General features: G+C 61.9%; 11 protein-coding genes. 8 read left to right on the top strand and 3 right to left on the bottom strand.

Annotation, left to right across the window (positions count from 1 at the left end):
- Positions 1-99 precede the first annotated feature (99 nt).
- The 8 genes from FS767_RS20125 (at position 100) to FS767_RS20095 (ending at position 7,883) form a co-directional block, all read left to right on the top strand.
- Entirely contained in the window at positions 100-798 is a 699-nt protein-coding gene (locus FS767_RS20125) for a CoA transferase subunit A (protein WP_058604647.1), read from the top strand.
- Positions 799-831: 33 nt separating this feature from the next.
- On the top strand, positions 832-1,488 hold the full coding sequence (locus FS767_RS20120) for a CoA transferase subunit B (protein WP_023535443.1): 657 nt from the start codon (positions 832-834) through the stop codon (positions 1,486-1,488).
- A 152-nt stretch (positions 1,489-1,640) separates the two neighbouring features.
- On the top strand, positions 1,641-3,059 hold the full coding sequence (locus FS767_RS20115) for a short-chain fatty acid transporter (RefSeq protein WP_144967730.1): 1,419 nt from the start codon (positions 1,641-1,643) through the stop codon (positions 3,057-3,059).
- A gap of 321 nt (positions 3,060-3,380) precedes the next feature.
- Positions 3,381-3,557, top strand: a complete 177-nt coding sequence (gene eppA / locus FS767_RS22935) for an EPS-associated small membrane protein EppA (protein WP_167339149.1) — start codon at positions 3,381-3,383, stop codon at positions 3,555-3,557.
- Between the two features lie 228 nt (positions 3,558-3,785).
- The gene (locus FS767_RS20110; RefSeq protein WP_144967728.1) at positions 3,786-4,343 is read left to right on the top strand and encodes a polysaccharide biosynthesis/export family protein; all 558 of its coding nucleotides are present in this window, start codon (positions 3,786-3,788) and stop codon (positions 4,341-4,343) included.
- A gap of 25 nt (positions 4,344-4,368) precedes the next feature.
- Positions 4,369-5,484, top strand: a complete 1,116-nt coding sequence (locus tag FS767_RS20105) for a hypothetical protein (RefSeq protein WP_144967726.1) — start codon at positions 4,369-4,371, stop codon at positions 5,482-5,484.
- 19 nt (positions 5,485-5,503) lie between these two features.
- Complete coding sequence (locus FS767_RS20100; protein WP_144967723.1) at positions 5,504-7,066, top strand: Wzz/FepE/Etk N-terminal domain-containing protein; 1,563 nt, start codon at positions 5,504-5,506, stop codon at positions 7,064-7,066.
- Between the two features lie 10 nt (positions 7,067-7,076).
- On the top strand, positions 7,077-7,883 hold the full coding sequence (locus FS767_RS20095) for a CpsD/CapB family tyrosine-protein kinase (RefSeq protein WP_144967721.1): 807 nt from the start codon (positions 7,077-7,079) through the stop codon (positions 7,881-7,883).
- A 40-nt stretch (positions 7,884-7,923) separates the two neighbouring features.
- On the opposite strand, the gene galE is transcribed toward FS767_RS20095, so the two are convergent.
- The 3 genes from galE to FS767_RS20080 form a co-directional block, all read right to left on the bottom strand.
- A complete protein-coding gene (gene galE / locus FS767_RS20090) occupies positions 7,924-8,901 on the bottom strand; it encodes a UDP-glucose 4-epimerase GalE (RefSeq protein WP_144967756.1) in 978 nt (325 codons plus the stop codon).
- A 106-nt stretch (positions 8,902-9,007) separates the two neighbouring features.
- Positions 9,008-11,605, bottom strand: a complete 2,598-nt coding sequence (locus FS767_RS20085) for a cellulase family glycosylhydrolase (protein WP_144967719.1) — start codon at positions 11,603-11,605, stop codon at positions 9,008-9,010.
- On the bottom strand, positions 11,602-13,137 hold the full coding sequence (locus FS767_RS20080; protein ID WP_144967717.1) for an O-antigen ligase: 1,536 nt from the start codon (positions 13,135-13,137) through the stop codon (positions 11,602-11,604). Before FS767_RS20080 ends, FS767_RS20085 begins: the two co-directional genes overlap by 4 nt.
- Positions 13,138-13,209: the final 72 nt, after the last annotated feature.

Genomic DNA, 13,209 nt, shown 5'->3' with positions numbered 1-13,209 from the left:
CATAAAAACAAAATTAACAAATCAGTGAACAGGGGAGAAGATACCCCCACACGCTCACCGACGCCCCGTCGGCTCAACAACTACAAAAGGCGAACCAGCATGGCCGGATTGGACAAACGCGTAGCTACGTACGAACAGGCCCTGGAAGGGCTGACCGACGGCATGACGGTATTGGCCGGGGGGTTCGGCCTGTGCGGCATACCTGAAAACCTGATCGCCGAGATCAAGCGTCGCGGCGTCAAGGGCCTGACCGTGGTCTCCAACAACTGCGGCGTCGATGGCTTCGGCCTTGGCGTGCTGCTCGAAGACCACCAGATTCGCAAGATGGTCGCTTCCTACGTGGGGGAAAACGCCGAATTCGAGCGCCAGCTGCTTAGCGGTGAGCTTGAGGTCGAGCTCACGCCCCAAGGCACCCTGGCCGAAAAAATGCGCGCTGGCGGAGCGGGCATTCCTGCATTCTTCACTGCCACCGGTTATGGCACCCCGGTCGCCGAGGGTAAGGAAGTGCGGGAATTCAATGGTCGCAAGTACATCCTCGAAGAAGCCATCACCGGGGACTTTGCCATCGTCAAAGGCTGGAAGGCTGACCATTACGGCAACGTGATCTATCGCAACACCGCCCAGAACTTCAACCCTCTGGCCGCTACAGCCGGCAAGATCACCGTGGTCGAAGTCGAGGAAATCGTCGAGCCTGGCGTGCTGCTGCCCAGTGAAATCCATACCCCAGGCATCTTCGTGGACCGCGTCATCGTCGGCACCTTCGAGAAGCGCATCGAAAAACGCACCGTCAAGGCCTGAGCGCCCCTACAGAACAACAAAGAGATCCTGACCATGGCACTGACCCGCGAACAGATGGCCCAACGCGTTGCACGTGAACTCAAGGACGGCTACTACGTCAACTTGGGTATCGGTATACCCACCTTGGTCGCCAATTATGTGCCGGCCGACATGGACGTGATGCTCCAGTCGGAAAACGGCCTGTTGGGCATGGGGGAATTCCCCACCGAAGCGACCCTTGATGCTGACATGATCAACGCGGGCAAACAGACCGTCACCGCCCGCATTGGCGCATCGATCTTCGACTCGGCGCAGTCGTTCGCCATGATCCGCGGCGGTCACGTCGACCTGACCGTGCTCGGTGCCTTCGAAGTGGACGTACAGGGCAACATCGCTTCCTGGATGATCCCGGGCAAGCTGGTCAAAGGCATGGGGGGCGCCATGGACCTTGTGGCCGGTGCGGAAAACATCATCGTCACCATGACCCACGCCTCCAAGGACGGAGAGTCCAAGCTGCTGCCCCAGTGCAGCCTGCCGTTGACCGGCGCGGGCTGCATCCGCAAGGTGCTCACCGACCTGGCTTATCTTGAGATTGAGGACGGTGCGTTCATTCTGCGCGAAACCGCGCCCGGTGTGAGCGTCGAAGAAATCGTCGCCAAGACGGCCGGCAAGCTCATCGTGGCCGATGATGTGAAGGAAATGACCTTCTAACGCCACATGTAATTTCGCCCTGCTGCGACGAACCCGCTCGTCCAGGTTGCCGCCTTCACCACGGTACCTGGCGGGCGGGTTGGTTGGCGCAGGGTTCGCGCGTTTATGCGCGGCCTTTCATCTACCTATAAAACCAATAAAAGGACGCTTCCGTGGCCGCTGAACTACAAGACAGCCGCTCTGCACGCTTTGCCCTGCGTTGTTCCAACTGGGCAGAGCGCTGGTTCCCCGACTCCTGGGTATTCGCCGCCTTGGCAGTGCTGCTGGTGTGCCTGGGCGCGTTGGCCATGGGCGCCAAGCCCCTGGACACCGCCAAGGCCTTCGGGGATGGATTCTGGAGCCTGATCCCGTTCACCATGCAGATGGCATTCGTGGTCATCGGCGGCTATGTGGTCGCCAGTTCGCCGCCTGCCGCGCGGCTGATCGATCGTCTGGCCCGCATTCCGCGCAACGGTCGTTCGGCCGTTGCGTGGGTAGCCCTGATCTCGATGCTGGCGTCACTGCTCAACTGGGGCTTGTCCCTGGTCTTCGGTGGCCTGCTGGTGCGCGCGCTGGCGCGTCGTACCGACCTCAAGATGGACTACAGGGCTGCCGGTGCGGCGGCCTACCTGGGATTAGGTGCCGTTTGGGCGCTGGGGCTGTCCTCTTCGGCGGCTCAGTTGCAGGCCAATCCGGCCAGCCTTCCGCCCTCGATCCTGTCGATCACCGGCGTCATTCCATTCACCGAAACCATCTTCCTCTGGCAGTCAGGCGTGATGTTGGCAGCACTGGTCGTGGTATCGCTGGTCATCGCCTATGCCACGGCGCCGGGCCCCAACAGTGCGCGCAGCGCCGAGGCCTGTGGCGTGGACCCAAGCTTCACCGCCCCGCCGGCACCTGCGCGTACACGCCCCGGCGAGTGGCTGGAGCACAGCCCAGTGCTGATTTTGTTGCTCGTTGCGCTGGCCGCAGGCTGGCTGTATCAGGAGTTCGCGAGTAAACCCGCCATTACGGCCATCTCCGGCCTGAACACCTACAACCTGCTGTTCATCATGCTTGGCGCACTGCTGCACTGGCGGCCGCGCAGCTTCCTCGACGCCGTGGCCCGTGCCGTGCCCACCACCACCGGCGTGCTGATCCAGTTCCCGTTGTACGGCTCCATTGCCGCGATCCTCACCCAGGTCAAAGGGGTCGACGAACAGACGCTTGCCCATCACATCTCGCTGTTCTTTACCCAAATTGCCACCCACGATACCTATGCCCTGTTGATGGGTGTTTATTCGGCAGTACTGGGCTTCTTCATCCCGTCAGGCGGCGGCAAGTGGATCATCGAGGCGCCCTACGTGATGCTGGTGGCCAACGACCTGCAGTACCACCTCGGCTGGGCCGTGCAGATCTACAACGCAGCCGAAGCCTTGCCCAACCTGATCAACCCGTTCTACATGTTGCCGTTGCTGGGCGTGCTGGGCCTGAAGGCGCGCGACCTGATCGGATTTTCTTTCGTGCAGTTGCTCGTGCACGTCCCCCTGGTGCTGTTCCTGCTGTGGGCCTTGGGCACCACGCTGCAATACACGCCCCCGGTCATGCCGTAGCGGCTGCTTATGACCACAGCACTGCGTCTTGCTTTAGGGTGAGGTGCAGGGCTGTGGTCAAGGTGCTTTCTCTCAGTCGCCCCTTGGCGCGCGAATAGCAACAGGCTCCCACCCCCTTGAATTCACCAGGCCACATTCCCACCACCTGCACAACTCAAGCGACGTTTTTTTGACTTATCTGGACTAAGCCCATTGAGATTTATTATGGTGTCGGTTCATTGACGTAATGTCAGAGTGCCCATAAGCTCAAGTCAATGCCGCAACACACCCCGCATCATCGCGCCACTTACTCATTGATTATCCTGGTTGAAAGGACGGCGTATGCGCACGACTCTGATTGTGAAATCGATCTTTTTGTTGGTGCTGCTAAGCGGTGCCGCCCGCGCGGCTGATTCGTATATCAACCAGAGCAGTATCATTCCTGTTGCAACCGCGGGTTGGTTCTTCGCATTTGCAGTCGTGGGTTTTGTCGCCGTGGCCAATCGAAGAAAGATTTGAAAGACCGCTGTTACAGTCACTCAGGTAAGACCGCTTGAGTTGGCTTGTGAATTCGTCAACCGTTGCTATATTGCCATTACCCTCTCGAAGCCTGGGCAACAGGGTTCGACGTGCCGCCAAGCGGCCGGCAGAGCGTGGCGCTTGCGGTGGTAACTGCGAAGTGGAGCGAGAGTTGGTGTGTTGTTCTCTTCAGTGCTCTAGTCGGGCCATTTGGCCGGAGGGACCCTCATGGTGCGTTCATTGTTCGCCGTCGTTGGCCTGGTTGCAATGTGGTCGGGGCAGTGCGCTGCCGCGCCCTCGGAATCGGCCTACCGCCTCAATCCCGGCGATGTGGTGATGGTCTCGGTATGGCAGGAGGACAGCCTCAAGCAGGAGGCAACCGTGCTCCCCGATGGCAGCATCACGTTCCCACTGGCGGGCCGCATAGATGTTGCAGGGCTGGATGTGGCCTCGGTTGAAAAACAAGTGGCCAGCAAACTTGAAAAGTTCTTGCCCGACCCGAACGTCAGCGTGGTGGTCAAGAGTAACGCGGGCAACTTGGTGTATGTCCAAGGCAAGGTCATAAAGCCCGGCCCCGTGCAAATGTCAGGCCCCACGGCCGTCCTGCAGGCGTTGAGCATGTCGGGTGGGTTGGACAAGTTTGCCGATGAAAGCGAAATAATGGTCGTGCGTGGCACTGGCACGTCCCAACGAATCTTGCCCGTGCGCTACAAGGACCTGGTGACGGGCCGCGACATGTCGACCAATATCCAACTTCAGGCCGGTGACACGCTGGTCGTTCCTTGATCATGCCTTTTAATAAGTAGACTTGATGCCTCTTCCAAGAACAACACGCATTGCCGCGGCAATTGTGGTCTTGCCGCTTGCGCACACAACCCAGGCCGCTACCTGGCAGTCAACGGTGGTGGTACCCACTTCGGTCGAACACGACAGCAACCCGCTGTTGCTATCGTCGGGCGAAAAAGGGGTGACACGTACCCTGATCGCACCTGACTACACCCTGATCGGCAGCTTCGGCCCAGATGAACTCCGGTTGGGTCTGGGCCTGGACATTCTGCGCTCATCCGACACCAACGTCGTCGATGACCGCGAAGACCCGGACATCAGCTTGGGCTGGCAACGCACCACCGAACGAGGGCAGTTCGGGCTCCTGGCACGCTACAACGAAACCTCGACGCTGTCGGGGACCGTTCTCGATACGGGCGTTGTCACCACCGATGGCACGCAGAAGCTCTACACCTTGACGGGTAACTGGCGCCAGGCGATCACCGAACGCAGTACCCTGAGCAACGAAACGACCTATAACCGCGCCCGTTACGATATCAACAGCCTCACCGGCTACGACGAGCTGGCCAATACCCTGACCTGGACCTATGCCTGGAGCGAGCGCGCCGATGTTTATACCCGCTTCGGTGCTCGGCGTTATGAACCCGATGACGACCTGACCGCCACGTCCTCCAACAGCTACAGCCCGGCAGTGGGCATCAAGTACCAGTTCTCCGAGTCACTGAGCGCCGATGCGCACCTGGGCGTCAACAAGGTGTCGGGCAGCAAAGGGGGCCGGCGCGGGGAGGGCGGCGTGGCGCTGCTGTACACCGGGGCACGCAGCGATGCCAGCCTGACGGTCGAGCGCAGCACCGTGGCCAGTGCCCAAGGCGGCTTCGCCCAGCTCGATCAGGTGCGTGGGGTCTGGAGCTATGCCCTCGACCCCTTGACCCGGGTAGGCGCCGACGCCGCCTGGCAGGACAGTAAGGGCCAGATACCCAATACCTTGCAGATCTACAGCCTCTGGGCCAGCCGCCAATTGTCCCCGTATTGGGATGTGCGCCTGGCGCTGACCTACAAGGAGCGCAAGCAGGACCTTGACGGCGATGCGACCGCCACGATCGTTGGCTTGACCCTGACATACCGCTATCCCGACATCTGAACCGCTTGCAGGTGGCCCCATGAAGTCCGATTACGAGCTCTCCCTCAGAGATTACATCGCCATTATCAAGGACCGGGCCGTGGTGTTGGGGGTCAGCGCAGCCGTTATCCTAGCCGCCACCATCGCCGTGGCGTTGATGGTGCCACCGATCTACCAGTCCACAGGCACGATTCTGGTGGAGTCCCAGCAGATCTCCCCCGAACTGGTGTCGACCAACACCACCAGCTTTGCCGACGAGCGCATCGAGGTTATTCGCCAGCGGGTGATGACGCGGGAAAACCTACTGCGCATCATCGACAAGTACGGTCTGTTTGCTGACAAGCGCTTGAGCGAAAGCGACAAGATCGACCAGATGCGCAACGCCATCGCGGTCCAGACGTTGACCACTTTCGTGCGTGGGCGCGGCGAGGCGACGGTGGCCTTCAACGTGTCCTTCGAACATCGTCAACCAGAGCTGGCCAAAGAAGTCGCCGATGAACTGGTGACACTGTTTCTCAACGAAAACCTCAAGCAGCGCACGGAGCGGGCCAACGAGACCACCGAGTTTCTGACCCAGGAGGCGAACAAGCTGGGGGCAGAACTGGCCAGCTTGGAGAACCAGTTGGCCGACTTCAAGCAGGCCCATGCCAACGCGTTGCCTGAGCATCAGACGCTGCGCATGAACATGCTTTCGCGCGCAGAACTCGAGTTCCGCGAGGTAGACCGCGACTACAAGGCGGCCCAGGAGGAACTGCGCTACCTGGAGCTCGAGCTGTCCGCCGCCAATGCCGGCCTTGGTACCAAAGCCGGGGAGGGCGCGCGTCCAGCGGGCGCGGATCAGCCTCAGGACCTGGCCAGCCTGAAGGCCGAATACGCCCGCTTGCTGACCCGCTACAAGGAAGCGCACCCCGACGTGGCCGCGGTCAAACGCAAGATTCAGGCGCTGGAGGCCAGTGGCCAGACCGGTAGCGTGGCCTCGACGGTTAGCCTGGATGCGGCACGCGTACGGGCCAAGATGAGCGCCGCACAGGTGCGCATTGCCTCGCTGGCCGAGCAGAAACGCGAATTGACCCGCAAGATGGAAGGGTACGAAGCCGAGATTCTCGAAGCGCCGCAGGTCGAGCGCGGCCTGGTGACGCTGATGCGCGACCATGACAACGCGCGCAAGAAATACGAGGAAATCCGGGCCAAGGAAATGGGCGCCAAGATCACCGAGAGCCTTGAGCAGGAAAACAAGGCTGAGCGTTTTGTACTGCTCGAACCGCCCTTGATGCCCGAGAAGCCTATCAAGCCCAACCGCAAGAAAATTGCGGCACTGGGGCTGGTGCTGGCGCCGGCAGGTGGCGGAGCGCTGGTCATGTTGCTGGAGATGCTCAACCAGCGGGTGCGGGGCGTGGGCGCCCTTGAGAGCCTGCTGGGCAGGCGCGTGCTGGTGGCGCTGCCTTACATCGACACCCGCGCCGACGTGGCCAGGCGCAAGCGCTGGCGCAACGGCCTGATTCTGGCAGCGTTGTGTCTGGTGGCTATCCTGGTAGGGCTGGTACACCTCTTCTACATGCCGCTGGATGTGCTGTTGCTCAAGCTCACCTCCAGGTTTGCATAGGAAAGCAGTGATGGACAGGAATACACCGGCATATGGCAATACCCTTCACCCGGTCACTCCAGGTACGCCCCAGGCCGTGACCCCGGCACCGGGCACCGCGCTTGCCGAAGTCCCGGGGCAGTTCGACTACGTCAATACCAAGGTGGTGGCGCTCAAGGCCGACCACTTGGAACGTCATCGCATTGTTGCCTACAACAAGAACTCCAGCATGAACGGGCCCATTGACCTGCTGCGCACCCAGGTGCTCAGGACCATGGAGGAAAATGGCTGGCGCACCCTGGCCATTACGTCCCCCACCCCCGAAGCGGGCAAGACAGTACTGGCTATCAACCTGGCCATGAGCATTGCCCACTACACCACCCGCACGGCCTTGCTGGTGGATTTCGACCTGCGGCGCCCCCGCGTCGGCAGAAGCCTAGGGCTACCCATGGACTGCTCGTTGAACGAGTTTCTCGATGACCAGGCGCCATTGCAGGAGTGCCTGGTGAACCCGACATTGCCTCGCTTCGTCGTACTGCCGACGCGGGTGCCGGTCCCCATGTCGACCGAAGTATTGTGCTCACCCAAGGTCACCCACCTGGTCAGCGACCTGCGCAATCGCTATGCCTCGCGTATCTGCATCTTCGACTTGCCACCGCTGCTGAGCTCCGACGATGCGATCACCGTGCTGCCCAGGTTCGACTGCGTGCTGTTGGTGGTGGCCAACGGCATGAACACCAAAAAAGAGATCGAGGACTGCCTGCACCACCTGGGCACGGCGAACCTGATTGGCACCGTCCTGAACAAGGCCGACGAAAAACCGCAGCCCTACTACTGAGCGCGCTCAGGTGCGCCACCACGCAGCCCCTGGCAGACGCTCAACGCCACGACATCGCAGGCCACGGGTACTGTCGCTCCCATTGCCAGGCGTGGGCCACGATCACTTCCAGCTCCGCGTGCACAGGCCGCCAACCCAGCACCTGCATGGCCTTGCTGGCATCGGCCACCAGTCGAGGCGGGTCGCCTGCGCGGCGCGGTGCATCCAGCGCGGTGATGGGGCGGCCCGTCACGGTCCTGGCCGCATCAATGACCTCCTGCACCGAGAACCCCTGGCCATTGCCCAGGTTGAACACTGCACGCTCACCGCCTTCGAGCAGGTAGTCCACGGCCAGTGCATGGGCGCAGGCCAGATCAGTCACATGGACGTAATCGCGGATGCACGTGCCGTCGGGAGTGGGGTAGTCCCGGCCGAACACCGTGACTGCCTCGCGCCGGCCCGAGGCGGCCTGGAGAATGAGCGGAATCAGGTGTGTCTCCGGCTCATGGCGCTCGCCGAGCAATCCGGCTGGGTCGGCGCCTGCGGCATTGAAATAGCGCAGGCACACCGACTTGAGCCCATAGGCCCGATCGAAGTCCTCAAGAATCTGCTCCACCATCCACTTGCTCAGCCCATACGGGTTGATCGGCGACTTGGGATGGGCCTCGTCGATGGGCACGTACTGCGGATCCCCGTACACAGCCGCCGTGGAGGAGAAAATCAGGCACTTGATACCTGCGTTGACCATCGCCTGCAGCAGCGACAGGGTAGCAGCGACGTTGTTCTGGTAATACTTGCCCGGTGCGCTGACCGATTCGCCCACCTGGATGAACGAGGCAAAATGAAACACCGCGTCGAACGTGCACATGCCGAACAGCACGTTGAGCGCAGCTTCATCGGCGATATCCAATCGGGCCCACTGAATGCCCGGCCCTGGCGATACCAGGTCCGCTACAACCACTGAATGCCCGGCAGCCAACAGATAGCCGACCATGTGCGAGCCAATGTAGCCCGAGCCCCCCACCACCAGGTACCTCATCCACACCTCCACGAAGCCGCTGTCGACAGACACCGTGAACCGTCCCTGGAACATGCAGGCGGGATGCTCGGCTAACAGGTGCCCTGAGCGTAGATGGCCATCTGCCCTATTTCAAGAACAGCCAATTGGACATGTAGGTGCCGTCCAGGATGATGTGATAACGCCCATCTCGGTAGCTAGCGGGCAGGGGTTTGAGCTGCGCCTGGGCATCGCGGGCGAACAGTTTCAACCCAGCAGGCGCCTTGAGGCTCAGCTCGGCCTTGAGCGGCTCGACATGAAAGCGCGTGTTTTGCTCAGGCTGGGGCACCGCTCGCGTGCCCAGGGACACCAGCATGCTGCGCGACTGGCCTAGCACGGCCCCGTCGAGGCTTTGCACGGCGACACTGGCGTAGGGCGTGCTCGCCTGCACCTGGACATTACCCAACGTGATCGTGCGCCCGCCCAGCCAGCCCGTCATCGCTTGGGTGAGCGGCGTGTCGATGGTGTAGAGGCCCGACTGCCAGTTGCGCTTGAGCTCGCCGGTATCGCTCACCGACTCAGTCGCGTCTGCCGGCAGCAAAGCCTGGGCAGGATCGTGCAGCACGGTAGCTCCGTCGGCGATGGCAGCAGCTTTGAGCCAGGGCAACTCGGGCGTGGCAGGCAAGGCGATCTGCAGCTGGCCCAGACCTACCGCCGTGCGCAGCAGCGCCGAAGTACGCGGGGTGATCTCCTGATTGAACAAGGTATCGGGGCTGGGCGCGAATACGTAGTGGGTACTGGCGGGTTGAACGTCCCCGCGCCGATACATCAGCGCCGCAGCCGGCAGGGTGGCAAGCAATGCCGGATCATTGTAGGCATGCCAGTTGTCTGCCGTGCGCCAGCCGGGGTTGAACGCCTGTTGACTGTAGGCGTACTGCAGCATGGCGTCCCAACCCTGGTGGCTGGCGGTGCCGGCGATATACAGCGGCAGGGAGTGCCGGTCAGGCAATGGGAATGGCTCGGCGTTCCATTCGCTGACCGTCAACGGCTTGCCCACGACCTGGGCGGCGGCCAGCCAGTCGATCAAACCATCGCTAGTCAGCGGGTTCTTCTCCAGCTGGCCGCTGGCACCGTAGCTGTGGGCATCGATGACATCACCCACCGTGAGGGCGGGCAGGGCACTCAGGCCATTACCTCCCCAGGTGCTGGTAGTGGCGATCGGCACTCTTACCCCCAAGGCGCGCAGGTGCGCGATCATGTCGGCATTGAAGCGCTGCTCGAGGTCGTTGAGAAACAGCTTGGAGGGGCCAGGCTGCCAGGCCCGCCAGGTCAGGTCCGCAGGCAGGTCGTGCTGGCTGGCGAACGCCTTGGCAGCGGCCATGTAACGCTGACTGTGGCGGGGCACATCCTTGTCCGGGAGCAGGGCGTTGCCGTAGTGCTGGGTGATGTCGTTCTCGTTGGTGAGCAGGATAGCCGCGATGGCGGGGTCATCTTTGTAAGCCAGGCCCGTCAGAGGGTTTACATGGCCCAGGTACTGAGTAGCAAAGCGTTTCATCGCCTGCTGGATGCTGGCGTTGACGTAGGCGTAGCCCTTCAGGTCGACCCGCGCTTCGCCCTTGGCCAGTTCGCCAAAGTCATCGATACCGTCCTGGGCGGTCAGGGCGCGTTGCACGTGCAGGTCCAGCCAGATGTAGATGCCCTCGTCCTTCAACGCCTTGATCCAGAGGTCAAGCTTGCGCATGGACTCGGCGTCCACCTGTTGGGTGTTGCGTACCAGCGTACCGTCACCAAATACATTGGGGCTCACCCAGGGCGAGTCGTGATGGTGCAGCCGTACAAGGTTGAAGCCCAGCGCCGACAGGCGTTTGGCCTGCTGGACAATCTCCTCGTCAGGGCTCTTGAACAGGGCGTAGGCCGACAGGTTGGTGCCCCAGAACCGCGCGGGCGTGTTGTCCTCGAACACCAGCTGTTCACCGGACGCCTTGACGAAGCCGTGTTTGCCGGCGGGTTTTTGCTGCGCATTGAGAAACGACAGGTCCACCGGTGATATGCGCCAGTCCAACTGGTCCAGTGGCCAGACCGTTGGGTCCACCAGGCCGAAGCGCTCGGTCGGCGTGGGCGCCAGTGCGATGTCCCCAGTCACGTTCAGCGTGGCCTTGAGCTGTTGCTTGCCGGGGGCTATGTCGTCTTTGTAGAAGAAGGCGCGCAGCTCCGAGGGGTTGCCGCGCTCGAAGTAGACCTTGGCCAAGGGTGGGTCGAAACGCATCTCTACAAGCCGGCCCTGCTTGGCACCGCCCCAGGACCACCCGCGGTTACCGGCCAGCAGTTGCGGGGCACCCATGGCCCCTGCGATCTGCGCCGGGTCGAACTGGAACACCATGCCGCCGCCAATCACATCGCGCTGGCGGCTATGGGCATCAAGGTCGAAGTCCCAGGTCATGGTTTGCGGTTGCACCTGGGTGATCGCCGCCTTGAGCTCGAAATCCAGGGCCTTGTTCTGCCCCTGCAAGGTGTAGCGTGCCGGGGCATCGACGCTCAAGGCCGTCTGGAAACCCGTCCAGCTCCAGTCCTGCGCCCAGAAGTCGAACTTGGCGCTCATCACCGGCCCGCCACCCTGTGTCACCACCGGCAGGCCGTTCTGCTCATCGATGCTGACCTGCCACGCCTCGGCCTGAACGTTGATGGGCAAGGCCAGGGCGCACAGGGCGGTCAGGTTCAGCAGGGCACGCATGGCAGACAGGGTCATGAAAGGCTCCTGGGTTGCGCAGAGGGGATGTCGTAAACGGGCGTAGCGAGCGCGTGCTGCCGGCGGACCATGTGGGTGTAGGCCACAGCCAATCCGGCGATGGACCAGTACACCACCGGGATGAACGTGATGCTGCTGACGGTGAAGATGATCACCAGGATGCCGATCAATGTCGCCAGCAACACCCGGCCAAGCTGGCGACGTTCGTCATCCTTGTCGTCGAAGCTGCGCATGGCCTTGTAGAGGCCGCGCAGCACCACGGCAAAAAAGGCCACGAACAATCCAAGCCCGACCAAGCCGACGTGCAGGGCCAAATTGATGTAGGAATTGACGATATCGATGATGCCTTCTCCCTGGATCATCGACTGCATTTCGGGCGTGTTGCGAAAATCGAACGAGCCGAACAGCGGATTGCGCTGAATGACGATCCAGGCATTGTCCATGAGCCGCTCGCGGTAGGTGATGTTCTCTTTTTCAAGGTTGCCAATGAACGGCAGCAGGTCCAGCACTTTATCGCCACCGGGTATCACGCCCAGCAGCGGCAGTGCGAGCACCCCCGCCGTAGCCAGCAGGGCCAGGCGCCGCACGGCACCCCTGCCCAGTGCCACGAATACCACCACGATCACCGCAGCGCCGATCCAGGGCCCGCGTGAGAGCGGCGCGAACAGACCGGCAGCCAGCAACAACGCGCCCATCCAGCGGTGCAACGGACGGCGCAGGTAACCTTGCACGAACAGGAACAGACCAATGGCGACGCTCATCACATAACCCAGCACGATGGCCTGGCCCGTGGTAACGCTGGCCCGCAGGGCACCGCCGCGGCTCAGGTAGCCTGACAGGCTCCAGGGCACACCCATGGCGTCGATCAGGGCGCTGTACAGCAACCAGTGGCGTACGTATTCGGCGACGCCGATCAACGCCAGCAGGAAACCGACCAGCACGAAGGCCAGCATGGCGTCCTTGAAGTCGCTGACCTGGCGCAACCCACGGCTGGCCACGTAGTAGGGCAGGAACACATCGACATACAGGTACAGCGTCTGGCGCAGGGTGTCGGTGGGCGTGGTTTCGCGCAAATAGAGCACACTCATCAACACCAGGCTCGCTGCCAGCAGGCGATCTGGCCAGGTGCGACCGAAGCGCAGCGTGTCCGGCTGCCGACGCAGGGTCAGTGCGGCCGGTAGCAGCACGCACAGCGTCAACAGGCGGATGTGGTTGAGGTCGACCAGGTAGTTGACCACGCCGAACCCCGGTACCTGCGCCGCCGCCGGTGGGATCAGGAACAGCAGCAGGTAGAACAGCGCCATGGGGTTATGCTCACGGCGCCCAGCCAGGTACAGGATAAGCCCGCCTGCCGCCAGGTACAGCCAGAAGCTGTGGGAGACGAACGCCAGTACCGTCAGCAAAAACCACAGGTTGCGCCGGCGCTTGAAATCGCGCAGCGGGATCAGGTCGGTGGCAGGACGCCGAGCCAGCACGAATATCACGCTGGCCAGGAACAGGATGACGATCAACGCGCGAAAATGTTCAGGCATCAGCTATTTACACCTTCCTTTCGGTGGGCCACGGCTAGCATCATGGCTAATTGAAACTATAGTGACTTTTAG

Source organism: Pseudomonas sp. DE0010, from assembly GCF_007680745.1.
Taxonomy (GTDB): Bacteria; Pseudomonadota; Gammaproteobacteria; order Pseudomonadales; family Pseudomonadaceae; genus Aquipseudomonas; species Aquipseudomonas parafulva_B.
The sequence above is the reverse complement of the archived record's forward strand: the minus strand, read 5'-3'. Positions and strand labels throughout refer to the sequence as shown.

Excerpts from the sequence above, each read along its gene's own strand:
- FS767_RS20085 (WP_144967719.1), bottom strand. The coding sequence starts at position 11,605 with ATGACCCTGTCTGCCATGCGTGCCCTGCTGAACCTGACCGCCCTGTGC.
- FS767_RS20125 (WP_058604647.1), top strand. The coding sequence starts at position 100 with ATGGCCGGATTGGACAAACGCGTAGCTACGTACGAACAGGCCCTGGAA.
- FS767_RS20095 (WP_144967721.1), top strand. The coding sequence starts at position 7,077 with ATGGACAGGAATACACCGGCATATGGCAATACCCTTCACCCGGTCACT.
- eppA (WP_167339149.1), top strand. The coding sequence starts at position 3,381 with ATGCGCACGACTCTGATTGTGAAATCGATCTTTTTGTTGGTGCTGCTA.
- FS767_RS20100 (WP_144967723.1), top strand. The coding sequence starts at position 5,504 with ATGAAGTCCGATTACGAGCTCTCCCTCAGAGATTACATCGCCATTATC.
- FS767_RS20080 (WP_144967717.1), bottom strand. The coding sequence starts at position 13,137 with ATGCCTGAACATTTTCGCGCGTTGATCGTCATCCTGTTCCTGGCCAGC.
- FS767_RS20110 (WP_144967728.1), top strand. The coding sequence starts at position 3,786 with ATGGTGCGTTCATTGTTCGCCGTCGTTGGCCTGGTTGCAATGTGGTCG.
- FS767_RS20120 (WP_023535443.1), top strand. The coding sequence starts at position 832 with ATGGCACTGACCCGCGAACAGATGGCCCAACGCGTTGCACGTGAACTC.
- FS767_RS20105 (WP_144967726.1), top strand. The coding sequence starts at position 4,369 with ATGCCTCTTCCAAGAACAACACGCATTGCCGCGGCAATTGTGGTCTTG.
- galE (WP_144967756.1), bottom strand. The coding sequence starts at position 8,901 with ATGAGGTACCTGGTGGTGGGGGGCTCGGGCTACATTGGCTCGCACATG.